This window comes from Gemella haemolysans (genome assembly GCF_001553035.1).
Taxonomy (GTDB): Bacteria; Bacillota; Bacilli; order Staphylococcales; family Gemellaceae; genus Gemella; species Gemella haemolysans_B.
On record NZ_KQ959992.1, the window covers coordinates 49,613 to 71,056 of the forward strand.

At 28.6% G+C, this 21,444-nt stretch carries 26 protein-coding genes; all 26 read left to right on the plus strand.

Annotated elements, in window-relative coordinates; all coding sequences use genetic code 11:
* The first annotated feature begins 174 nt into the window (after positions 1-174).
* The 26 genes from HMPREF3186_RS08015 to HMPREF3186_RS08140 all read left to right on the plus strand — a co-directional run bounded on the left by HMPREF3186_RS08015 (position 175) and on the right by HMPREF3186_RS08140 (position 21,343).
* On the plus strand, positions 175-951 hold the full coding sequence (locus HMPREF3186_RS08015; RefSeq protein ID WP_060914716.1) for a Nif3-like dinuclear metal center hexameric protein: 777 nt from the start codon (positions 175-177) through the stop codon (positions 949-951).
* A 14-nt stretch (positions 952-965) separates the two neighbouring features.
* Positions 966-1,355 carry a transcriptional regulator MntR gene (gene mntR / locus HMPREF3186_RS08020; protein WP_003145030.1) on the plus strand — a complete coding sequence of 130 codons (390 nt, stop codon included), beginning with the start codon at positions 966-968 and terminating at the stop codon, positions 1,353-1,355.
* 6 nt (positions 1,356-1,361) lie between these two features.
* Positions 1,362-2,300, plus strand: a complete 939-nt coding sequence (locus HMPREF3186_RS08025) for a thymidylate synthase (protein ID WP_060914717.1) — start codon at positions 1,362-1,364, stop codon at positions 2,298-2,300.
* A gap of 10 nt (positions 2,301-2,310) precedes the next feature.
* Positions 2,311-2,802 (plus strand): dihydrofolate reductase, encoded by a 492-nt coding sequence (locus tag HMPREF3186_RS08030; RefSeq protein ID WP_060914718.1) that lies wholly within the window; start codon positions 2,311-2,313, stop codon positions 2,800-2,802.
* Positions 2,803-3,645 (plus strand): DegV family protein, encoded by an 843-nt coding sequence (locus HMPREF3186_RS08035; RefSeq protein ID WP_060914719.1) that lies wholly within the window; start codon positions 2,803-2,805, stop codon positions 3,643-3,645. It abuts the gene before it with no gap.
* Positions 3,646-3,660: 15 nt separating this feature from the next.
* Positions 3,661-3,915 (plus strand): IreB family regulatory phosphoprotein, encoded by a 255-nt coding sequence (locus tag HMPREF3186_RS08040; protein WP_003144911.1) that lies wholly within the window; start codon positions 3,661-3,663, stop codon positions 3,913-3,915.
* Positions 3,916-4,344: a Holliday junction resolvase RuvX gene (ruvX, locus tag HMPREF3186_RS08045; protein ID WP_003145599.1), complete on the plus strand. Its 429-nt coding sequence runs from the start codon at positions 3,916-3,918 to the stop codon at positions 4,342-4,344.
* Positions 4,345-4,370: 26 nt separating this feature from the next.
* Positions 4,371-4,676, plus strand: a complete 306-nt coding sequence (locus HMPREF3186_RS08050) for a DUF1292 domain-containing protein (RefSeq protein WP_003145557.1) — start codon at positions 4,371-4,373, stop codon at positions 4,674-4,676.
* Positions 4,677-4,679: 3 nt separating this feature from the next.
* The gene (mltG, locus tag HMPREF3186_RS08055) at positions 4,680-5,810 is read left to right on the plus strand and encodes an endolytic transglycosylase MltG (protein WP_060914720.1); all 1,131 of its coding nucleotides are present in this window, start codon (positions 4,680-4,682) and stop codon (positions 5,808-5,810) included.
* A 190-nt stretch (positions 5,811-6,000) separates the two neighbouring features.
* The gene (locus HMPREF3186_RS08060; protein WP_060914721.1) at positions 6,001-6,750 is read left to right on the plus strand and encodes an RsmE family RNA methyltransferase; all 750 of its coding nucleotides are present in this window, start codon (positions 6,001-6,003) and stop codon (positions 6,748-6,750) included.
* 12 nt (positions 6,751-6,762) lie between these two features.
* A complete protein-coding gene (locus HMPREF3186_RS08065; protein WP_060914722.1) occupies positions 6,763-7,086 on the plus strand; it encodes a DivIVA domain-containing protein in 324 nt (107 codons plus the stop codon).
* 21 nt (positions 7,087-7,107) lie between these two features.
* Positions 7,108-8,283, plus strand: coding sequence for a bifunctional phosphopantothenoylcysteine decarboxylase/phosphopantothenate--cysteine ligase CoaBC (coaBC, locus tag HMPREF3186_RS08070; RefSeq protein WP_060914723.1), 1,176 nt, complete (start codon positions 7,108-7,110; stop codon positions 8,281-8,283).
* 29 nt (positions 8,284-8,312) lie between these two features.
* On the plus strand, positions 8,313-10,676 hold the full coding sequence (priA, locus tag HMPREF3186_RS08075; protein ID WP_060914724.1) for a replication restart helicase PriA: 2,364 nt from the start codon (positions 8,313-8,315) through the stop codon (positions 10,674-10,676).
* 187 nt (positions 10,677-10,863) lie between these two features.
* Entirely contained in the window at positions 10,864-11,187 is a 324-nt protein-coding gene (gene ylxM, locus HMPREF3186_RS08080; protein ID WP_003144976.1) for a YlxM family DNA-binding protein, read from the plus strand.
* Positions 11,188-11,197: 10 nt separating this feature from the next.
* Positions 11,198-12,550 carry a signal recognition particle protein gene (gene ffh / locus HMPREF3186_RS08085; RefSeq protein ID WP_060914725.1) on the plus strand — a complete coding sequence of 451 codons (1,353 nt, stop codon included), beginning with the start codon at positions 11,198-11,200 and terminating at the stop codon, positions 12,548-12,550.
* Positions 12,551-12,553: 3 nt separating this feature from the next.
* Positions 12,554-13,030 carry a tRNA (uridine(34)/cytosine(34)/5-carboxymethylaminomethyluridine(34)-2'-O)-methyltransferase TrmL gene (gene trmL, locus HMPREF3186_RS08090; RefSeq protein ID WP_060914726.1) on the plus strand — a complete coding sequence of 159 codons (477 nt, stop codon included), beginning with the start codon at positions 12,554-12,556 and terminating at the stop codon, positions 13,028-13,030.
* Between the two features lie 72 nt (positions 13,031-13,102).
* Positions 13,103-13,576 carry an rRNA maturation RNase YbeY gene (gene ybeY, locus HMPREF3186_RS08095; RefSeq protein WP_060914727.1) on the plus strand — a complete coding sequence of 158 codons (474 nt, stop codon included), beginning with the start codon at positions 13,103-13,105 and terminating at the stop codon, positions 13,574-13,576.
* Positions 13,577-13,578: 2 nt separating this feature from the next.
* Positions 13,579-14,487 carry a GTPase Era gene (gene era / locus HMPREF3186_RS08100; RefSeq protein WP_060914728.1) on the plus strand — a complete coding sequence of 303 codons (909 nt, stop codon included), beginning with the start codon at positions 13,579-13,581 and terminating at the stop codon, positions 14,485-14,487.
* A complete protein-coding gene (recO, locus tag HMPREF3186_RS08105; RefSeq protein ID WP_060914737.1) occupies positions 14,471-15,202 on the plus strand; it encodes a DNA repair protein RecO in 732 nt (243 codons plus the stop codon). Before era ends, recO begins: the two co-directional genes overlap by 17 nt.
* Positions 15,203-15,216: 14 nt before the next feature.
* On the plus strand, positions 15,217-16,011 hold the full coding sequence (racE, locus tag HMPREF3186_RS08110; RefSeq protein WP_060914729.1) for a glutamate racemase: 795 nt from the start codon (positions 15,217-15,219) through the stop codon (positions 16,009-16,011).
* A 10-nt stretch (positions 16,012-16,021) separates the two neighbouring features.
* Positions 16,022-16,606, plus strand: a complete 585-nt coding sequence (locus HMPREF3186_RS08115; protein WP_060914730.1) for an XTP/dITP diphosphatase — start codon at positions 16,022-16,024, stop codon at positions 16,604-16,606.
* Complete coding sequence (locus HMPREF3186_RS08120; RefSeq protein ID WP_060914731.1) at positions 16,596-16,808, plus strand: ferredoxin; 213 nt, start codon at positions 16,596-16,598, stop codon at positions 16,806-16,808. The genes HMPREF3186_RS08115 and HMPREF3186_RS08120 overlap by 11 nt, the downstream gene beginning before the upstream one ends.
* Positions 16,809-17,019: 211 nt before the next feature.
* Positions 17,020-19,143 (plus strand): DNA translocase FtsK, encoded by a 2,124-nt coding sequence (locus HMPREF3186_RS08125; protein WP_060914738.1) that lies wholly within the window; start codon positions 17,020-17,022, stop codon positions 19,141-19,143.
* Between the two features lie 69 nt (positions 19,144-19,212).
* Positions 19,213-20,046: a hypothetical protein gene (locus tag HMPREF3186_RS08130; protein ID WP_060914732.1), complete on the plus strand. Its 834-nt coding sequence runs from the start codon at positions 19,213-19,215 to the stop codon at positions 20,044-20,046.
* Positions 20,047-20,169: 123 nt separating this feature from the next.
* Positions 20,170-20,739, plus strand: a complete 570-nt coding sequence (gene pgsA, locus HMPREF3186_RS08135) for a CDP-diacylglycerol--glycerol-3-phosphate 3-phosphatidyltransferase (RefSeq protein ID WP_060914733.1) — start codon at positions 20,170-20,172, stop codon at positions 20,737-20,739.
* A 64-nt stretch (positions 20,740-20,803) separates the two neighbouring features.
* A complete protein-coding gene (locus tag HMPREF3186_RS08140; RefSeq protein ID WP_060914734.1) occupies positions 20,804-21,343 on the plus strand; it encodes a GrpB family protein in 540 nt (179 codons plus the stop codon).
* Positions 21,344-21,444: the final 101 nt, after the last annotated feature.

The window sequence follows — 21,444 nt, forward strand, 5'->3', positions numbered from 1 at the left end:
ATATAAAGTTTATTAATGTTTATAAAGTATTAATAGACATTATAATTTTATAGAGATAGAAAAATTATTATAGAAAATAAATATGTTATTTTAATTACAAACTATGTTTCGTTATGGCAATATTTTTTATAAAGTGTTATAATAATATGAAAACAATTAAAGGAGGTTAGATTTGTGATCACTGTAAAAGATGTATACAATCAACTAAATGAATTAGCGGATGTTAAACTTGCTGAAAAATGGGATAATGTCGGCTTAATGTTAGGTGATAATAAGAGTAATGTTAGTAAGGTTTTGGTTTGCTTAGATGTAACCACAAAAGTAGTAAAAGAAGCTATAGATAATAATGTAGATTTAATAGTTTCTCATCATCCTCTTATATTTAAACCGCTGAAATCATTAGATTTTACAGATGATTTCAAGTCTAACATAATTCGTGATTTAATAATAAACGATATTTCGGTAATTTCATTTCATACTAATTTGGATTCAGCGAAATTGGGTCTTAATGACCATTTAGCAAAATTATTAGATTTAAATAATATTAGTGTATTATTTGAACATAATTTAGATAAAGAAGCGGGATTAGGAAGAATTGGACAATTATCTTCTCCTTTATCAATTAATGAATTTGTGGATTATATTAAAGAGAGATTTTTATTAGATAATGTATCTGCAGTTATTGGAAATGAAAAAGATATTTCTTCTGTAGCATTATTAGGTGGAAGTGGAGCAGACTTTTTATATTCGTTACCTGATGTTGATATCTATTTAACTGGAGATGTGGGTTACCATGCCGCTCTAGACGCTATGGAAATGAAAAAAAACATTATCGATATAGGACATTTTACAGAACATTTAGTGAAAGATTTATTGGTTGACTATTTAACTAAATTAGGTGTCGACGTAATTAAATCGTCTGTAGAGAAGTCTCCGTTTAAAATTTTATAAAGGAGGAATAATATATGGCAAAAGCTACACCAACAATGGAAGATTATATTGAAGTGATATATTCTTTAGTGAAAAATAAAGGTTATGCAAGAAGTGCAGATATTGCAGAAAAGTTAGACGTTTATCCATCTACCGTAACTAAAATGTTGAAGAAATTAGATGTAGAAGGATATATCGTTTATGAAAAGTATAGAGGTATCGCTCTTACTGAACAGGGTGAAAAAATGGGAGAGTATGCTCTAACAAGACATGAACTATTAGAAGATTTTCTAAGACTAATAGGCGTAGATGAAGATAAAGTTTACGAAGAGGTTGAAGGGATTGAACACCATTTTGGAAAAAGTTCATTAGAAAAAATTAAAGATTTAATGAAATATTTAAGGGAACACAACTATAAAGCGTAATGGAGAATTAGAGTGGCTGATAAAGAGTATTTAAAATTATGTAATCATATTTTAGAAAATGGAATTGAAAAAGAAGATAGAACTGGAGTTGGTACGAAAAGTATTTTTGGATATCAGATGAAGTTCGATTTATCTAAAGGGTTCCCATTATTGACTACAAAAAAAGTTAATTTTAATCTAGTATGGTCAGAATTATTATGGTTTATTAAAGGTGATACTAATATTAGATTTTTATTAGAAAATAAAAATAATATTTGGAATGAATGGGCATTTAAAAAGTGGGTAGAAAGTGGCGAATATCTTGGACCTGATATGACGGATTTTGGTCATAGAACTCTAGTTGATGAAGAGTTTTCTAAGCAATATAAAGAACAAATGTCATTATTCAAAGAACGAGTTCTAACTGATGATGAATTTTCAGCAAAATACGGTGATTTAGGTAATGTTTATGGTAAACAATGGAGAGACTTTAATGGCATTGATCAATTAAAAAATGTAGTTGAACAAATTAAAAGTAATCCATCATCACGCCGTTTAATTGTGTCATCGTGGAATCCAGCAGAAGTTGATACTATGGCACTTCCACCTTGTCATTCATTATTCCAATTTTATGTGAACGATGGAAAATTAAGTTGTCAGTTATATCAAAGAAGCGGAGATGTATTTTTAGGTGTGCCATTTAATATTGCATCATATTCATTACTAACTATTTTAATTGCTAAGGAATGTGGTCTTGAAGTAGGTGAATTTGTTCATACGTTAGGTGATGCTCATATTTATAAAAATCACTTTGATCAAGTAAAAGAACAAATGTCTAGAACACCGTATTCTTTACCGGAATTAAAAGTTAATGATTTTGAAAGTATCTTCGATCTTAAAATTGAGGATGTTGAGATTATTAATTATGAAAGTCATCCATTTATAAAAGCACCAATCGCAGTTTAGGAGGTATAATATGTTATCACTAATAGTTGCATACGATAAAAATAAATCAATAGGTCAAGAAAATACTATTCCATGGCGTTTGAAAAATGATATGTTAAGGGTTAAAGAATTAACAACTAACCAAACTATTATCATGGGACGTAAAACATTGGATAGTATTGGTAGAGCACTGCCTAATAGGATAAATAGAGTATTAACTCGTGATAAAAATTCTTTAAGTCACTATTCAGATATTGAAGTATATACAGATGATTCTATTTTAGAGAATATACAGACGGAAAAGGCTTATATTTTCGGCGGTGGCATGATTTATAATAAATATTTTGATAGCTGTGATGAAATGTTTATTACTGAGGTGGATACAGTTGTAGAAGCTGATACGAAGTTTCCTGAATTTGATGAAAATAAATGGGAATTAATTAGTAGAGAAGAATTTTCAAAAGACGAAAACAATGAATTTGATTATGTGTTTATACATTATAAAAGAAAGAGGAAAGAGTAAATGGTAGAAAAAGTAAAAGTAATTATTGATTCATCTAGTGATTTAACTTTTGATGAAATTGAAAAATACAATGTGGATGTAATTCCTCTGACAATTAATATAGATGGTACAGAGTACGATTACCGTACAATTAGCAATGATGAATATATTGAGAGGATGAGGACAGCAACTTCATATTCGACAAGTCAACCTGCAATTGGGAAATTTATAGAAGCTTTTGAAAAATGGACTAATGAAGGCTATAAGGTTATTGTTTTAACACTTTCTTCTGCTTTAAGTGGTACATATAATACGGCTGTTACCGCAAGTTCAGAATTTGAAGGAGTATATGTTGTAGATACTAAGACGACAACCCGAGGTATGTTTTTCTTACTTAAAGAGTGTCTAAAACAACTTGAAGAAAATGTGCCTGTAGAGGTAATTGCAGAGAACTTAAGAGAGAAAGCTAAAAATATTTTAACGTATGTTACAATCGATAAACTTGACAATTTGGTAAAAGGTGGTAGACTAAGTAAGTCACAAGCTTTAATTGGAGGTTTACTAAATATTAAAGTTTTAACACAGTTAAAAGAAACTGAGTTAGTTGCCTTAGATAAAGTTCGTGGTAAGAAAAAATTGGTTCAAACTTTAATTAAACATATTGAAGAAGTGAAACAAAATAGAACTATAAAAAACATCAGCTTGCCAAATGCTTTAGCTGATGAGTATGTAGATTTAATCAAAGCAGAATTAAAAGAAGCTTTTGGTTATGAAGTAAGTGAAGATGAAATATTTACTACAACACCAATTATTTCGACACATACAGGAGAAAATGCAGTAGGTATCTTAGTAGAGTTAGTATAATCGGAGGTAAAGATTATGACAAATTTCGATGAAACAAGATTATTTGATAGCAATTTTTATGATAAAAATGATATTCACAACATTCTAAAAAATGTTGTTGAGACAATTAAGCAGCGTGGATACGACCCTATTAATCAACTAATGGGATATATCAAAACTGCTGATCCAGTATATATTCCTAGAGATAATCATGCAAGGGAGCAAATAAGATTAATAGAAATGGATGATATACTAGAGTACTTATTATACTTTTTTATACAGGAGTCTTAAATGTTAGATAAAAGAATTATGGGCCTTGATTACGGATCAAAAACTATAGGTGTTGCCGTTAGTGATTTGTTAGGGTTCACTGCACAAGGTATAGAAACCATAAATATTAATGAGCAGGTTAAAGATTTTAAAATTAAAAGAATTAAGGAATTAGTTCAAGAGCACAATGTAGGAACAATAGTAGTTGGTCTTCCTAAAAACATGGATAATTCTGTAGGTTTTAGAGGAGAAGCAACACTGTATTTTGTAGAAGTATTGAAAAAGAAAATAAAAAATGTTGAAATAATTTTACAAGATGAACGTTTGACTACAATGGGTGCTGAAAGAGTACTTCTTGAAGCTAATGTTTCAAGAAAAAAAAGAAAAAATGTTATTGATAAAATGGCTGCAGTATTAATACTTCAGACATATTTAGATAAATTAAATTAATATATATATTTCAGGAGGAAAATTAAATGCAAGAGAAAGATTTAAAAAACATTAGTATCGATAATACAGAAGAGGTGTACACACTTAGTACATTAGAAGGTGAAGAAAAAGAATACCGTAAAATTTTAGAATTTACTAATCCAACCAACGGTAATTTATACTATATTTTTGCTGAAGAAGAAACAATTGACGAAGAGGAAATTAGCATCTTCCCAATGGTATGTGTTGAAGATGGTGAGGATAGTGTTAGATTTGAACCAGTTGAAACAGATGAAGAATACGATATGATTTCAGAAGTATTAGATACTTTCTACTACGATGAAAGTGAGTAAAAGATGAGAGAAGATAAAATTAGAAGAAGTAGAGAACTAAAGAAAAAAAATAGGAAGAAAAAATCAATTATTCCTGTAATTATTACTTTCTTTGTTGTTCTAGGAATAGTAGTCTTATCACTGTTTTACTATATGACAACTCCAGTTGATAAGACTAATAATAAAGATATTCCCGTTGAGATTAGAGAAAATTATGGTAGTGCTAAGATTGCTCAAGAATTAAAAGCCAAAGGTTTAATTAAAAACGAGGAAGTTTTTAAAATTTATGCAAGATTACACCCTAATACATCTTTTTACGTGGGTAACTTTAATTTAAAACAAAGCATGAACTTATCTCAAATTATACAAGAGCTTGGTACTAAAAATAAAGCTAGCTCAGGTAATTCGTTTGCTTTAATAGAAGGTGACAGTATTCTTAAAATTGCTAAGAATTTAGAAAAGACTAAATTAAGTAGTGATGAATTTTTAGAAAAAGTTAATGATGCTGAATTTATTAAAAAATTACAGAAACAATTCCCTGAATTAATCACGGATGATGTTTATGGAAAAGATATTAAATATGCTTTAGAAGGATATTTATACCCAGCTATTTATGACATAAATGATAATGAGACTGTAGAGAGTTTAATTACTAAAATGGTTAAGTTAACTAACGAAAAAGTAGTACCATTGTACAAGAAAAATAATAAAACTTGGAAAATAAATGGACAAGATAAAGAAATTTCTATTCATGATTATATGACAATGGCAAGTATTCTTGAAAAAGAATCTACGAAATCAGATGAGAATAAACTTATTGCAAGTGTATTCTTAAATAGATTAGCTCAAGGAATGAAATTACAGACTGACCCTTCAGCCAACTATGCAGCTGATAAGTTAACTGGAGCACCAACGCAGGCAGAATTGTCATTAAATTCACCTTATAATACATATGCTGTTATTGGCTTACCGCCAGGACCTATTTCATCTATTGGATCTGCGTCTTACGAAGCATTAAATAATGCTGAGAATACAGACTATTTATACTTCTTACATGCTACAAAAGATGGAAAAGCTTATTTCTCGAAAACTTATCCAGAGCATGAAGAATTAGCTAAACAACATATCGAAGGTTATATTCCAGCTGGGAGCTAAATAATATATTAAATTCAATATTAATGTCGATTTTGTTAGAATTAATTTTAAACTACAATTGATAAATAAGATAAGTAACGACTTGTAAATTAGATTTACGAGTCGTTACTTTTATATTAGGATTGCTAGTATTGAATTAATGCGCATTATGAGGTAAAATTAATTGTAAGATTAAAATTTAGGAGTTTTTATGCAACAGTATTTTATAAATGAAGATTTGAATGTTGAATCAACATATGAATTGTCTAAAGATGACAGTAATCATATTGTAAGAATTATGAGAAAGAAAATAGAAGATAAGGTATATGTTGTATTTAATAATGAAATTAAATACATTTGTACAATTGTTGATAATAATGCAGACAAAGTTCTTATTACGCCGTACGAACAAGTAATAGGTACTAATGAATTATCAACAAAAATAACAGTGGCTATTCCGCCATTAAAAAATGATAAAATTGAATATTTAATGCAAAAATTAACTGAACTTGGTGTTAGTAATATAGTGCTATTTAATTCTGAGAGGAATGTAGCTAAGGTAAAGAAAGATAAGGTAGATTCTAAATTAAATAGATGGAATAAAATCGTAAAAGAGGCTGCTGAGCAGTCTAAGAGAAATATAATTCCTGATATCACTTATGTTGATAGTTTAAAAGATTTAATTGCATTTTCTGAAAAATTTGATCATAAAGTTGTAGCTTATGAGAAGGAATCAGTAAATGAGGAAAATATCAACTTAAAAAATTTATTACACTCTGATTTAAGTAATAAAGAGGTTATAGCAGTGTTTGGAAGTGAAGGTGGACTTTCTGAACAAGAGATTGATTTTTTAACTGAAAATAAATTTGATGTGATAGGATTAGGTAAGAGAATACTAAGAGCTGAAACAGCACCGCTATATTTTGTTAGTTGTGTCGCATATTTTAGTGAATTTAATTAAAGGAGTTAAATTATGAGTATTGAATTAAATTTAACAGCAAAAGAAATTTATGAAAAAGAGTTTAGAAAAAGTAGAGTTAAAGGATATAGTGAAGAAGATGTTAATGACTATTTAGATTTAATAATAGAAGACTATATGAAGCTAGATAAACTTATAACTAGACTTAAAGAATTAGAAATAGAAAATCAAAACTTAAAAATTAAAATAGAAGCTTTAAAAAATACAAGTCGTGAAGATAAACCTGTTCAGGTAACTAACTTAGATATATTAAAAAGACTATCGAAACTTGAAACGGCGGTTTTTGGAACAAATAATACTGATCATGACTTATATTAATTAAGTTTAGAGGAGAATTCTATGAATATTTTATTAATAGTTTCTGGGGGGATTGCAGCATATAAATCAATTGAGTTATGCAGTTCTCTCGTGAAGCAGGGTAATAATGTTAAAGTAATACTTACAAAAAATGCTGAAAATTTTGTTACACAGTTACCTTTTCAAACTTTAACAAAAAATAGAGTTTATACTAGTACTTTTGAAGAGATAGACGAGAATGAAATACAACATATAGATTTAACGAAGTGGGCTGATAAAATAATTGTAGCACCAGCTACAGCTAATCTAATTTCGAAATTCGCAAATGGAATTGCAGATGACTTAGCTACTTCATTAATGCTAGCAGTAAGAGATACATCTATTGTTTATATTGTCCCAGCGATGAATACATTTATGTATAGAAATCCAATTATCCAAGATAATATGAATAAATTAATTAAACTTGGTTTTAATTTTGTGAAACCTGATAGTGGGCTTCTAGCATGTGGAGATGTGGGTGAAGGTAAATTTCCTTCAATCGAAAAAATTGAAAGTTTTGTGTTTCAAGAAGTTGAACAGAATTTAAAAGGGAAAAAGGTATTAGTAACTGCGGGGCCTACAAAAGAATTCATCGATCCATTTAGATGCTTAACAAATCCATCTACAGGAAAAATGGGTATTTCTATTGCGAATGAGTGTGCAAGAAGAGGGGCAGAAGTAATCTTGGTGTCTAGCGTTGATAATGATACTATAAGCAGTAAAGTAAAAAAAATAAAAATCACTAGTACAAATGATATGTTTGAAGTAGTAAAAAATAATTTTAAGGATTGTGATTTTATCATAAAGGCAGCAGCTGTATCAGATTATACACCAGTTCAAGTTTTTGATAAAAAAGTAAAAAAACAAGACGGAAATTTAACAATTGAATTTCAAAGAACACAAGATATATTAAAATATGTCGGTGATAATAAAACAGATAAACAAAAAGTTATTGGTTTTGCTGCGGAAACAAATAATTTGATAGAGTATGCGAAAGAAAAGATAGTTAAGAAAAATCTTGATTTTATTGTTGCTAATGATATATCTAAAAAAGATATAGGTTTTGGTAGTGATGATAATGAGGTCTATATAATAGATAAACACGATAATATTAAGAAAATTGATAAAAGCAATAAAAATAATATTGCAAAAGCTATAGTTGATGAAATATCAAAATAAATGAATTTTAATTTGAAGGAGGTGAGATTATGTATGCTGAGGTAATAATTGATGTAAATAATCATAATGTTAATCAAGTTTATTCTTATCTTGTACCTGAGGAATTTAAAGGTATGGATATAGTAGGATATAGAGTCGAGGTTCCTTTTGGAACAAGAACGGTTCAAGGCTATGTAGTAGATACTAGAAGTGGGAATTCTGAAGTAGAAACAACGAATAAGTTTAAATATATTAAAAGACTAAAGGATGACTTTCCAATATTAACAAAAGAAATGATTCTATTGTCTAAAGTGATGGCTGATGAACTTTTTTGTACAAGAATTCAAGCTATAGAAACTATTGTTCCGACAAGCCTAAAGAATAAGTATATAGAATACTATGAGCTTCTTGATGGTAATAAAACATTACTTTTGGATTATGCAAAACACTTCAATACGGACAATTTAATCGAAAAGAATAAACTTGAGAAGCTATTTTCAATTGAACAAATAGGATACTTAATCTCACTAAAAGCTATTAGGCTGATAAGTAGAATTAAAGAAATTAAAAACAACGAAACAGAAGAGTTTTATGTGTTAGATAAATATGAAGATGTTAAATTAACAAAAAAACAAAAAGAATTAGTCGATTTTTTAATTACTAATGATAAAATAAAAAAATCAAAGGTTAAAGATAAACTAAATATAGGAAACTCTGTTACGAAAAAACTACTTGAAAAGAATGTAATTAGAATTACAGAAGAAGATATTAAACATGATATAAATACATCTATACTAGAAAATAATACGAAATTAAGTGAGCACCAGCAAAAAATTTATGATAGAATTAGCGAGAATTTCAATACTAATAAATTCAATGAGTATCTTTTACATGGTGTAACAGGTGCAGGGAAAACGGAGATTTATATAAAGCTTGTTGAAGCGGTTATTAAAAAAGGGAATGACGCTATAATATTAGTTCCTGAGATAATATTAACACCGCAAATTGAAAAGAAATTTAGAAAAGTATTTAGCGATAACATAGCAGTTATACATTCTAGACTCAATGTAAAAGAAAAGTATAATGAGTGGAAAAAAATTCGAGATGGTAAAGTTAAAATATGCTTAGGTACTCGTTCTGCAGTTTTTGCACCGTTTAATAATCTAGGTATTATTATCATTGATGAAGAACATGAAAATAGTTATAAACAGACTGAGTCACCGAGATATGATGCTAAGGATATTGCTAGAAAGCGTGGAATCTATAATAAATCAACTGTAGTATATGCTAGTGCAACACCTTCAGTTGATCTATATTATAATTTTGAAAAGAATAATCCTAATAATTTATTAAGGCTTACACAAAGGTTTAATAATAAATTACCGATGATAAATATAGTTCATACTGCAGAAAAAGAAGATGTTATTGCTAGTGAATTACTTACTAAGATAAAAGAAAAAATAGAGAAGAAGGAACAAGTGCTCTTATTAATGAATAAACGAGGATATACTAACTTTATTCGTTGTTTTTCGTGTGGGCATTTATATAAGTGTGAAAATTGTGATATAAGTTTAAACTATCATAAACATGATAATTCATTGCATTGTCATTTTTGTGGATATCAAAAGAAAATTTCTAATATACCTAAGTGTTGTGAACATCCAGAATTAGTTTCGGGGAATTATGGTATACAGCGCGTTGAAGAGTACTTATATCAAAATATACCAGGTGTTAGAATTACAAGGATGGACTCTGATACCACTAGTAGAAAAGGGGCATATGAAAGGCTACTTACTGATTTTAAAAATCACAAATCTGATATTTTATTAGGAACACAGATGATCTCAAAAGGACTAGATTTTCCAAATATTACTTTAGTTGGTGTATTATCTATTGATAATATGATAGCACTACCTAGTTTTAAAGCAAATGAGAAACTATTCCAATTACTAGTTCAAACTGCTGGTAGGGCTGGACGAAGTGAGAAGGAAGGAGAAGTTGTCTTTCAAACTAATATAGCCAGCAATATACTAGATTATGCAATTGAACATAGCTATGAGAAGTTTTATAAATATGAACTTAACAGAAGAAAGTTAATAGACTATCCTCCATTTTGTAAAATCTCATTTATAACAATAAAAGGATATGATGAACAAAAAACAGAACGTGTTGCTAAGATGATATTCGATTTTATTAGTAAGAAACAAACTAATTTATCAGTATTAGGACCTAATAAGAGTCTGTTTTATAAAATAAATAATGAATATAAATTCAATATTGCTATAAGATATCAAGATGAAGATTATAATAAACTTTATTCTTTATTAAAGTATATTAATGATTATTTTGCCGAAAGCTTTTCTAGAGAGAAAATTACAATAACGATTGATAATTCTGCATTGGATTATATGTAAATAATTCAAATTAATTTGTATTAAAAATAAATCATATATTTTAAAATAAATGTAAATAAATCAGCTCAAAATAGTTTTTATTTGAGTTGATTTTATTTTTTAAAAAAGCGGTAAAAATTTGAAAAAAACGCGATTTTATCGTATAATATAATGATGTAGATTTATATTTAATGACTGGAGGAACATTGTGGAAATAGAACAAGTTATAAAGATTTCACAACTCTATGATTTTTACTCTGAATTACTTAGTGATAAACAAAGACAGTATTTAGATGACTATTATTTTAACGATTTATCGCTAACAGAGATTTCTGAAAATTATAATATATCAAAACAAGCTGTATCTAATAATATTAAGAGAACAATATTAGAATTAGAACAGTTTGAAGAGAAGTTAAATTTAATTAAATTAAACAATCAGAGATTGTTTTTACTAAATGAGATAAAAAAATCAACTACTGATACAGAAGTACTAACGTATGTTGAAGAATTGATAAAACTAGAAAATTAGGAGAGCTTGTATGGCATTTGAGAATTTATCAGAAAGATTACAAAATACAATAGCTAAGCTTACTGGAAAAGGTAAAGTTTCAGAAGCGGATGTAAAAGAAATGATGCGTGAAGTTAGATTAGCTTTATTAGAAGCGGACGTTAACTTCAAGGTTGTAAAAGAATTTGTAAAGAAAATAAGCGAAAGAGCAGTTGGAACAGAGGTTATGAAATCTCTTACTCCGGCACAACAAGTAGTAAAAATTGTAAATGAAGAATTAGTTGAATTACTAGGTGGTTCTAATGTTGAATTAAACCAAGGTGGTAAAATTACTACTGTAATGATGGTTGGTCTTCAAGGGGCTGGTAAAACAACAACAGCAGGTAAATTAGCGCTTAAAGTTAAAAAGACTATGAAGAAAAAACCGCTTCTTATTGCTGCTGACGTTTATAGACCCGCTGCAGTTCAACAATTAAAAACATTAGGTAAGCAACTTGATATCGAAGTATTTTATGTAGATAAAGATCCAGTAGATATTGTTAAGGATGGATTAGCTTTTGCTAAAGAAAATTACTTCAACTATGTAATCATCGATACAGCTGGACGTTTACACATCGATGAACTATTAATGGATGAATTAAAAAATATTAAAGCTGCTACAACACCAGATGAAATATTACTTGTTGTCGATTCTATGATAGGTCAAGAAGCAGTTAATATTGCGACTTCATTTGATGAACAACTTGATATTACTGGTTTAGTACTAACTAAGTTAGATGGTGATACTCGTGGTGGTGCTGCACTATCTATTAAGTCAATTACAGGAAAACCAATTAAGTTAGTCGGTATGGGTGAAAAAATGAATGACCTTGAGTTATTCCACCCAGAACGTATGGCATCTCGTATTTTAGGTATGGGTGACGTACTTACATTAATCGAAAAAGCTCAAGCTTCTATCGATGAAGATGAAGCTAAAAAAATGCAGGAAAAAATTCTAAATCAAAGTTTTACTTTTGAAGATTTCTTAACTCAATTAGAACAAGTTAAAAAATTAGGTAGTCTTAAAGACATACTTGGAATGATTCCAGGAATGGGTAAACTAAAAAATATGAATTTAGATGCTGTTGATGAAAAACAATTTGTCTATATCGAGGCTATTATTAAGTCAATGACAATTGAAGAAAGACAAAATCCTGATATTATAAACGTACCGCGTAGAAAACGTATTGCACAAGGTAGTGGTCGACCTCTTAATGAGGTTCATAAACTTATCAAACAATTTGAAGAAATGAGAAAGATGATGAAACAATTCGGCGGACTTATGAATGATAAATCTAAAAGAAAGGGTCTTGGAAGAATGTTTGGTGGCAAACTTCCATTCTAGTTAATTATGAATAATATAGTTTTATTCCAACCAGAGATTCCAGCTAATACAGGAAATATTGCACGTACTTGTGTTGGAACTAATACAAGATTACACTTAATTAGACCACTAGGATTCTCTATTGATGATAAACATGTAAAAAGAGCTGGTTTAGATTATTGGGAACATCTAGATTTAGTTGTTTGGGATAGTTTTGATGAATTTTTAGAAGCAACTAATGATAAGCACTACTATCTTATAACTAAATTTGGAACGAAAAATTATTGTGATTTTGATTTTTCAAATGCAGATAATGAAGACATCTATTTTATTTTTGGTAGAGAGACAAAAGGTTTACCAAAGGAATTTAGAGAGAAATATAGTGAACAAGCATTACGTATTCCAATGAGCGAAAATGTTCGTTCTCTAAACTTGTCTAATACAGCTGCATTAATAATTTATGAAGCTTTAAGACAACAAAATTTTAATAAATTAAAATAGTATGTGAGGGGAGAATTTAGGGTTTTTGTCTTGAATTAGCCCCTCTAAATAAGAATATATAAGGAGAAAATCATGACATTTGTTGAAATTATAGATGATAATAACTTAGTAGAAGATAGTACAAAAGATATGTTGCTAAAACTATTAGATTGTGCAGCTGAGTATGAAGGTGTTGATACTGAGATTACTGAGATGTCGTTATCATTTGTTAGTAAAGAAGAAATACAAGAAATTAATCGTGACTATAGAGGAAAAGATGTACCTACAGACGTTATCTCTTTTGCGTTAAATGATGAAGTCGAAGATGAAATTGATATTATTGGTCTTGAAGATGAGATTAATTCTATTGGTGATGTGATTATCTGTGTAGATATTGCTCATGAACAAGCAAAAGAGTACGAACATAGTTTTGATAGAGAAATAGGTTTTCTTGCAGTACATGGATTTTTACACTTACTAGGTTATGACCACATGACTGAAGAAGATGAAAAAGAAATGTTTGGTAAACAAGATGAGATTCTTGAGAAGTTTGGTTTAAGGAGATAAGCATGTTTGAAGAACAAATTAAAACGGGATTTGTCACAATTATAGGTAGACCTAATGCTGGTAAATCTACGTTATTAAATAATATATTAAAACAAAAAATAGCAATAATGTCGGATAAACCACAAACGACACGTAATATTATAAATGGTGTTTATACAGATAATGATTCACAAATAGTCTTTATTGACACACCTGGTATTCACAAGCCAAAACATAGACTTGGTGATTATATGATGAAACTTGCTAGTAGTGCAATTCAAGAATCTGAGATAGTTTATCTAATTATAAATGCGAGTGAGAAGTTTGGGCCTGGAGATCAACATTTAATAAATATAGTTAAGGAATTAAAAGTTCCAACGTTTTTATTAATTAACAAGATCGATTTAATTTCACCTGAACAACTTATTCAGATTATTGAATTTTATAAAGATTTATATGATTTTGTTGAGATAGTTCCAATTTCAGCATTAAAATCAATAAATGTTGATAATCTATTAAATACAACAAAAAAATACTTACAACCAAGTTTTAAAATGTATCCTGATGATGTGATTACTGACTCTCCGGAGTATTTTGTAATATCGGAATTCATTAGGGAAAAAGTACTACAATTAACAGAGCAAGAGATTCCACATTCAATTGCTGTTGTGATTGATAGAATAGAGAAACAACATGGTAAAAAGAAAAATATTATAGCTACAATTGTTGTTGAAAGAAAATCACAAAAAGGTATGATTATTGGTAAACAAGGTAAGATGATTAAAGAAATTGGTTCTAGAGCAAGAAAAGATATCGAGGTTCTTCTAGGGGAGAAAGTATTTTTAGAACTTTGGGTTAAAGTTATTGATAACTGGAGATCTAAACCAAACCAAATTCGTGACCTTGGCTATAGGGATGATATTTTTGACTAATAGAAATTTTATTACAGGAATAATAATAAAAAAAATAAGATATAGAGATTACCATGAAATATTGCATGTTTTAACTGAACAGGGTAATATAGAAAGTTTTTTTTATGAAAATGTCCATAAAAGTAAGAAGAAAATTAAGGTTAGTACACCATATGAGGTATCTATTAATTTTTTTCCTACTAGTGGAATGAACAAAATTACAAATCTAGAAATAGAAAATACGTATACAAATATTGTATATGACATATTAAAAAATAGCTATGTTGCCAATATGTTGGAATATGTTAATTTAATAAATGATGATACATTTAATATGTATAAGTTATTGAAGGTATGTTTAAAAAATATAGAAAATGATGTTTCTGAAAAACTTGTTTTAATATATTTTTTGTGTCAAATTTTAAAAGGTCAGGGTTTTATGTTTAAATATCAAAAAACAGATCAACCTTATGTAGGATATAGCTTTTTAAAGAATAGCTTTGTTGATAAGTTTAATATTGATCATAGTGTATATGGTCTTAGTGATTCATTAGTGAAACTTACATATTATATGACTGTTAAAAATATCGACTTTTTAGAAAGTTTGGAAATAGAAAACAAAGATTTAATTCAATTATTCTCATTTTTAAATATGGTATTTAAAGAATTTGTAGGAATAGAAACTAAATCTTATACTAAAATATTAGAACTAGAAGAGATGCTCGGTTCTAATTAAGAAAGAGGCCATATATGAATAATGCAATAGGAGTATTTGATAGTGGAGTAGGTGGACTAACAGTTGCTCGTGAGATTATGAGACAGTTACCCAATGAAACTATCTATTATTTCGGAGATGTTAAAAATTGCCCTTATGGTGATAAAACAAAGGAAGAAATAATAAAAAATACGGATAGAGCAGTAAAATTCTTAATAGATAAGGGAGTAAAGCTTGTTGTTTTAGCATGTAATACTGCAACAGCTGCGGCACTAGACTATCTGCAAAATAAATATGAAGTACCTATTATAGGAGTTGTTCAACCAGGTGCAAGACGAGCTATACAAGCAACAGAGAATAATAAAGTACTGGTATTAGGAACAAAATTTACAGCAAATTCAAAAGTATATGATATGGAAATCGAAAATATCAATTCTAATATTATAGTTTTTGATAAAGCCTGCCCAGCTTTTGTACCGTTTATTGAGTCAGAAGGAAATCTTGATAAAGAGGCTACTAAAAATTTAATATCTGATACATTAGGTAATACTAATACACTGGGAGTTGATACTGTAGTTCTTGGTTGTACACATTATCCTATATTGAAGAAAGATATAGAAGAATATTATGGTAATAATATTAAAGTTATTTCTTCAGGAAGAGAAGCAGCACGTGAAGTAAGTACTGTTTTAGGATATGCAAAATTACATCAGAAAAAGTTAAATAAAAAAGAACACAGATTCTTTATTTCACAAGAAAGTGATAATTTTGATAGTATTGCTTCTAAGTGGTTAAAGAAAGATATTAATGCAGAAGTAGTTGAAATATAGGAGTGATACAATGAAAGAATTGATTTTAGCATCGAATAATGCACATAAAGTTGAAGAAATAAAAAGCATATTAAGTGATTATAATATACTAACTTTAAAAGATATTAATTTTACTGATGAGATTATTGAAGATGGATTAACATTTGAAGAAAATGCTTTGATAAAGGCAAGAACAATCTCAAAATATTCAGGAAAAACTGCAATAGCAGATGATAGTGGACTTAGTGTTGAACTATTAGAGGGTCGTCCTGGAGTCTATTCTGCAAGATATTCAAAAGAACAAACTGATGCAAAGAATATAGAGAAAGTATTATCTGAGTTAGATGGTAAGAAATCAAATGCTAAGTTTGTATCAGTTATAGCGTTAGTTAAACCTGATGGTACGGAATTTACTTTTAGAGGAGAATGTCATGGTGAAATTATCTCTGAACAAAGAGGTAATAATGGTTTTGGATATGATCCTATATTTTATGTTCCAAGTTTAGAAAAAACATTTGCAGAATTAAGTTCTGACGAAAAAAATAGTATCAGTCATCGAAAAGAATCGTTGGAGAAATTTTCTAATTTTTTGAAAGAAGAAAATAATGAAAACTAAAATAATACGAGAAGATTGTATTGCTTGTGGTAATTGTAATGCGATATGCCCTGATGTATATGATTATGATGAAGACGGAATAGCGTATTGCATTATCGACGATAATAAGATGACTGATGAAGTTGCTGAAAAGTATCGTAGTTTAGTTTTAGAAGCAAAAGTTAATTGTCCAACTGAGGCAGTTTTTGTAGAAGAAGACTAGAAAGGAGAGAAGATTGAGCAATAAAAAGACAAAAAGTACAAAAAAAACAAGTAAAACTAATAAAAATAAGAAAGCCACTAAGGTTAGTGGTAAAAAGGCAAGTGTAAAGAAAGCTCCAAAGAAAAATGTTATTCCCGTTTTGTCTAAAGAAGTCTATCGTGGATTATATTTTGTAATTTCTGTTCTTATAGTAATTTTAGCTGTTTTGCAAATGGGATTTATTGGTAGATTTTTTGATACACTTTTTAAATATTTATTTGGAAGTTTTAGTTATCTTATCTATATAATAATAGTTGCAACACCAATATATTATATTATGAATAAAAAGCTAAAAACTCCAGCAATTATAGTAATATTATTAATTTTAGTAGATTTTCTATTTCAGTTAATTTACATTGGCAATAGTGATAATAATTTATTAGGTTTTAATGATATTTACAATAATAGAGTTAGTTCATATGGTGGAGGACTATTATCATATTATCCTGTTAAATTCTTAATTTATTTATTATCTTATTATGGTTCATTATTGGTAATAATATCAGCTATAATAACAGTTATATTTTTATATTTTAATATTAATCATAGGGAGTTAGTCTTAAGGATTAAACATCATATAGTTAATGCATTTGATAAAAATGAGTATATAGAAGATTCTTTAGATGATTATCAAGAAGAGGATGATATTATCTATGACGAATATAATTCGTCTAATGTTAATAGAGAAAACTCTAATGAACAAAGATATAATAAAATTAAAGATAAAGATTTAGTTGTTGATATAAGAGAATTCAAAGAAGATGAAGAATTCTATGATGAGGAAATTATACAACGTCCTTCTAGAAAACAACCTAAATTAAATAAAGAACATATTACTGTTGAAGAAGAAACGGTTAATGAAATAGTTTCAGAAGAGTCGTATGATAATTATCAACTTCCACCAGTTACTCTACTTAATAACCCAGTTAAGAAGCAAACTATTACTAAAGGTGATGTAGTAGAAAAATCAAAAATTCTTCAAAGTACATTTAATAATTTCGGTATTGAGGTTAAGATTGTCAAAGCAATAGTAGGACCATCGATTACACAGTTCCAAATATTACCAACTCCAGGAACTAAGGTTAGTAAGATAGTAAACTTAAGTAATGATATAGCACTAAATTTAGCAGCTAAAGATGTACGTATTGAAGCACCAATTCCCGGTAAATCATTAATAGGTATAGAAATACCTAATACGGTAAATGAGCTAGTAACGATGAAAGAGGTTTTTGTTAATGATGAAGATAATTCACCACTATCTGTTGCATTAGGTAAAGATGTATCAGGTGAATCAATTTTTACTAGAATTGATAAAACACCTCACTTATTAATAGCAGGTTCTACAGGAAGTGGTAAGTCAGTTTGTGTAAATACGATAATTACGAGTATATTATTAAAAAATAAACCAGATAAAGTTAAATTGATAATGATAGATCCTAAGATGGTTGAGCTATCAATTTATGATGGTATTCCACACTTACTTACTTCTGTTGTTACAGATCCTGTGAAAGCAGCCGATGTTCTACATAAAGTTGTTCTTGAAATGGAAAACAGATACAGAGAGTTTGCAAGAGCTAGAGTAAGAAATATGGAAGGTTATAACAAAATTGCTGCAAAAGATCCAGACTATAAAGAACTTCCTTATATAGTAGTTATTATAGATGAGTTAGCTGATTTAATGATGGTATCTTCTAAAGAAGTAGAAGAATCAATTGCTCGAATAGCACAGAAAGCTAGGGCAGCTGGTATACATATGATAATAGCAACTCAAAGACCTTCAGTTGATGTTATTACAGGAGTTATTAAAACCAATATTCCATCAAGAATTGCTTTTGCTGTAAGTTCTAGTATTGATTCAAGAACTATTCTTGATAAATCGGGTGCAGAAACACTACTAGGTAAAGGTGATATGCTTTACTTATCAGCTGATTCAAGTAAGCCAGTACGTGTGCAAGGAGCATTCTTATCTGATGAAGAAGTAGAGAAAGTTGTTGACTTTGTAAAGAGTCAGTCTGAAGCACAGTACGATCCAAATATGACTCCAAGTGAAGTAAGTTCACAAAATGGAGGCACATCAGGAGAAGATGTAGATCCGTTATATAAAGAGGTACTATTATTTATAGCTAAAACACAAAAAGCTTCCGCTTCATTATTGCAAAGAAGATTTAAGATAGGCTATAATAGAGCAGCTCGAATAATAGATATGCTTGAGGAAGATGGGTACATTGGACCCGTAGATGGGAGTAAACCAAGAAAAGTATTTTTAGAAAAAGAATACGCAGAAGATTATGAATAAAAGCAAAAAAAAGTTTACATAAAATTAATTATGTAAATCGTAGTTAAATTATATTAGAGGTGAATAAAAGTGAAAAAAAATAATAAATTATTAATAGGATTACTAACTATAGTAATTTTAGCAGTTATTGGATTATCTGCATATGCTTATCAAAAGCAACAAGCACTGAATAGTAATAAACCAAAAGTTGAGAATAAAAAAGAAGATTCTAAATTAGAGAAATTAATAAAAGAAACAGTTTCTAAATTTAATAAAGAAAATGACTTAAATAAAAAAATTGAAATATTTAAATCAATTCTTGATAAAAAGGATGAAGTTGCAAAAGAGAACAAAGATAAACTAAACAGTGAGTATAATGATGCAATTAAAAACATGCGTGAAAAACTAAATAACGCTGTTAAGGAAAAAATTAAAAACGCTTCATTAAATGATGAAGATAAGAAAAATAATGAGAAAGTTGATTCTGTAAAAAAAGAATTAAATGAATTACAATCTACTCTTGAAAAAGAAAAATCAGTTTTATTTGAAAAAGAAGAAGACTACAATTCTATCGTTCAGAGTATTAAAGATGCGTTAACAGCTTTAGAGGCTCCTAAGTCTACAGAATCTAATCAATCTCAACAACAGCAGGAAACACAGGCACAAGCTACTGCAGAAACACATGAAGCACCAGCTCCTCAACAACCTGCAAATACATACACACCAAGCTATAGTAATAGTAGTAACTCTTCTAGTAATAATTCTAATAGTAATACTTCTGCTGAGAGTAGTGGACCAAGTAATCCATCGAATAGTGCAGCAACTACTGAAACACCAGCTAATAGCGGTTCTACTACAATTCCAGAAGCACCAGCTACGACAGTACCACCAGCTAGTACAGAAACTCCAGGTACTGGTCAATAACACTTTTGAAATACAGGATAATTAGATTTATCCTGTATTTTTTATTGTAGCAAGTTATAGAATATGTTATAATTAATAATGAATTGAATTTATACTTTAAGTTAGAAGGGTAATTAAAAAATAATGAATCTACCGAATAAAATAACATTATTTAGAACAATATTAATACCTGTATTTATACTATTTTTACTAGTTGATATGGGAGGAAGTATTTCTATTCTAGGAGGAAGAGATATATCCTTAAATATTTTTATAGCAGCATTAATATTTATATTTGCATCATTTACTGATTTTATTGATGGTTATTTAGCAAGAAAATATAATTTAGTTACAAATATGGGTAAATTCTTAGATCCATTAGCTGATAAACTTCTTGTTGGAAGTGCATTTATAGTTATGGTTGAATTAGGATTAATGCACAGTTGGATGGTAGTTGTTGTAATTGCGAGAGAATTTGCTGTAACAGGTCTTAGATTATTAGCTGTTGAAAAAGGTGAAGTTATACCTGCTGGTATTTTAGGAAAACTAAAGACTATTAGTCAATTAATCGCTATAATTCTTATATTATTAGGAAATCCTATTTTTAATACTATGGGATTTAAACTAGATTATATTCTATTGTGGATATCAGTAATTTTAACGATACTATCTGGAATCGAGTATTTCAAAAATTCATTACATGTATTCAAATAATGTTAGTGATAGGTGGTTCTGCCTATCCTAGCATTTTTTATTTTTTTGGAGGTATTTTTTATAAATGAATAAAATATTGAGAGATGAAGATTTTAAAAGGAAATTTCCTATAAAACTTGTTGAACATAATAGAGAATGGGTACATTGGTATGAAGATGAAAAAATAAATTTATTGTCTAAACTAAAAAAATATAAAGTAAACTTATATCATATAGGTAGTACAGCCATTCCAAATATATGTTCAAAGGACATAATAGATATAATTTTAGAAATCAATGAAAGTGATGATTTTGATAGTACAATTAACATACTGATTGTTGAATGGGAACTACGTTGGATAGAGGAGAATAGAGCTTTTCTAGTTAAAGGATATGGGGAGGATGGTTTTTTAGATAAAGTCTACCATCTTCATGTAAGAATAAAAGGTGATATTGAAGAAGTTAAGTTTAGAGATATACTAATAGAAAATCCAAAATTAGCAAAACAATATGAAAGATTAAAATTAGACTTAGAACTAATGTATAAGTATGATAGAGAAGGCTATACTGCTGGAAAAACAAAATTTATAAAAGATATTATAAAAATATATAGTTTACATAAATAACGTTATGTAAACTATATATTTATTTTACTTCTTTTTTATTGAAGTACTTAAATAATCCTTGAATTGCAACGTAAGCGTCCAATAACGAGGTATATTGAATA

Coding starts and splice junctions, on each gene's coding strand:
- coaBC (WP_060914723.1), top strand. CDS start 7,108: ATGAATATTTTATTAATAGTTTCTGGGGGGATTGCAGCATATAAATCA.
- HMPREF3186_RS08140 (WP_060914734.1), top strand. CDS start 20,804: ATGAATAAAATATTGAGAGATGAAGATTTTAAAAGGAAATTTCCTATA.
- HMPREF3186_RS08065 (WP_060914722.1), top strand. CDS start 6,763: ATGAGTATTGAATTAAATTTAACAGCAAAAGAAATTTATGAAAAAGAG.
- ybeY (WP_060914727.1), top strand. CDS start 13,103: ATGACATTTGTTGAAATTATAGATGATAATAACTTAGTAGAAGATAGT.
- HMPREF3186_RS08120 (WP_060914731.1), top strand. CDS start 16,596: ATGAAAACTAAAATAATACGAGAAGATTGTATTGCTTGTGGTAATTGT.
- HMPREF3186_RS08040 (WP_003144911.1), top strand. CDS start 3,661: ATGACAAATTTCGATGAAACAAGATTATTTGATAGCAATTTTTATGAT.
- pgsA (WP_060914733.1), top strand. CDS start 20,170: ATGAATCTACCGAATAAAATAACATTATTTAGAACAATATTAATACCT.
- HMPREF3186_RS08035 (WP_060914719.1), top strand. CDS start 2,803: ATGGTAGAAAAAGTAAAAGTAATTATTGATTCATCTAGTGATTTAACT.
- mltG (WP_060914720.1), top strand. CDS start 4,680: ATGAGAGAAGATAAAATTAGAAGAAGTAGAGAACTAAAGAAAAAAAAT.
- HMPREF3186_RS08115 (WP_060914730.1), top strand. CDS start 16,022: ATGAAAGAATTGATTTTAGCATCGAATAATGCACATAAAGTTGAAGAA.
- HMPREF3186_RS08030 (WP_060914718.1), top strand. CDS start 2,311: ATGTTATCACTAATAGTTGCATACGATAAAAATAAATCAATAGGTCAA.
- ruvX (WP_003145599.1), top strand. CDS start 3,916: ATGTTAGATAAAAGAATTATGGGCCTTGATTACGGATCAAAAACTATA.
- era (WP_060914728.1), top strand. CDS start 13,579: ATGTTTGAAGAACAAATTAAAACGGGATTTGTCACAATTATAGGTAGA.
- mntR (WP_003145030.1), top strand. CDS start 966: ATGGCAAAAGCTACACCAACAATGGAAGATTATATTGAAGTGATATAT.
- HMPREF3186_RS08050 (WP_003145557.1), top strand. CDS start 4,371: ATGCAAGAGAAAGATTTAAAAAACATTAGTATCGATAATACAGAAGAG.
- ffh (WP_060914725.1), top strand. CDS start 11,198: ATGGCATTTGAGAATTTATCAGAAAGATTACAAAATACAATAGCTAAG.
- recO (WP_060914737.1), top strand. CDS start 14,471: ATGATATTTTTGACTAATAGAAATTTTATTACAGGAATAATAATAAAA.
- racE (WP_060914729.1), top strand. CDS start 15,217: ATGAATAATGCAATAGGAGTATTTGATAGTGGAGTAGGTGGACTAACA.
- priA (WP_060914724.1), top strand. CDS start 8,313: ATGTATGCTGAGGTAATAATTGATGTAAATAATCATAATGTTAATCAA.
- HMPREF3186_RS08125 (WP_060914738.1), top strand. CDS start 17,020: ATGGGATTTATTGGTAGATTTTTTGATACACTTTTTAAATATTTATTT.
- HMPREF3186_RS08060 (WP_060914721.1), top strand. CDS start 6,001: ATGCAACAGTATTTTATAAATGAAGATTTGAATGTTGAATCAACATAT.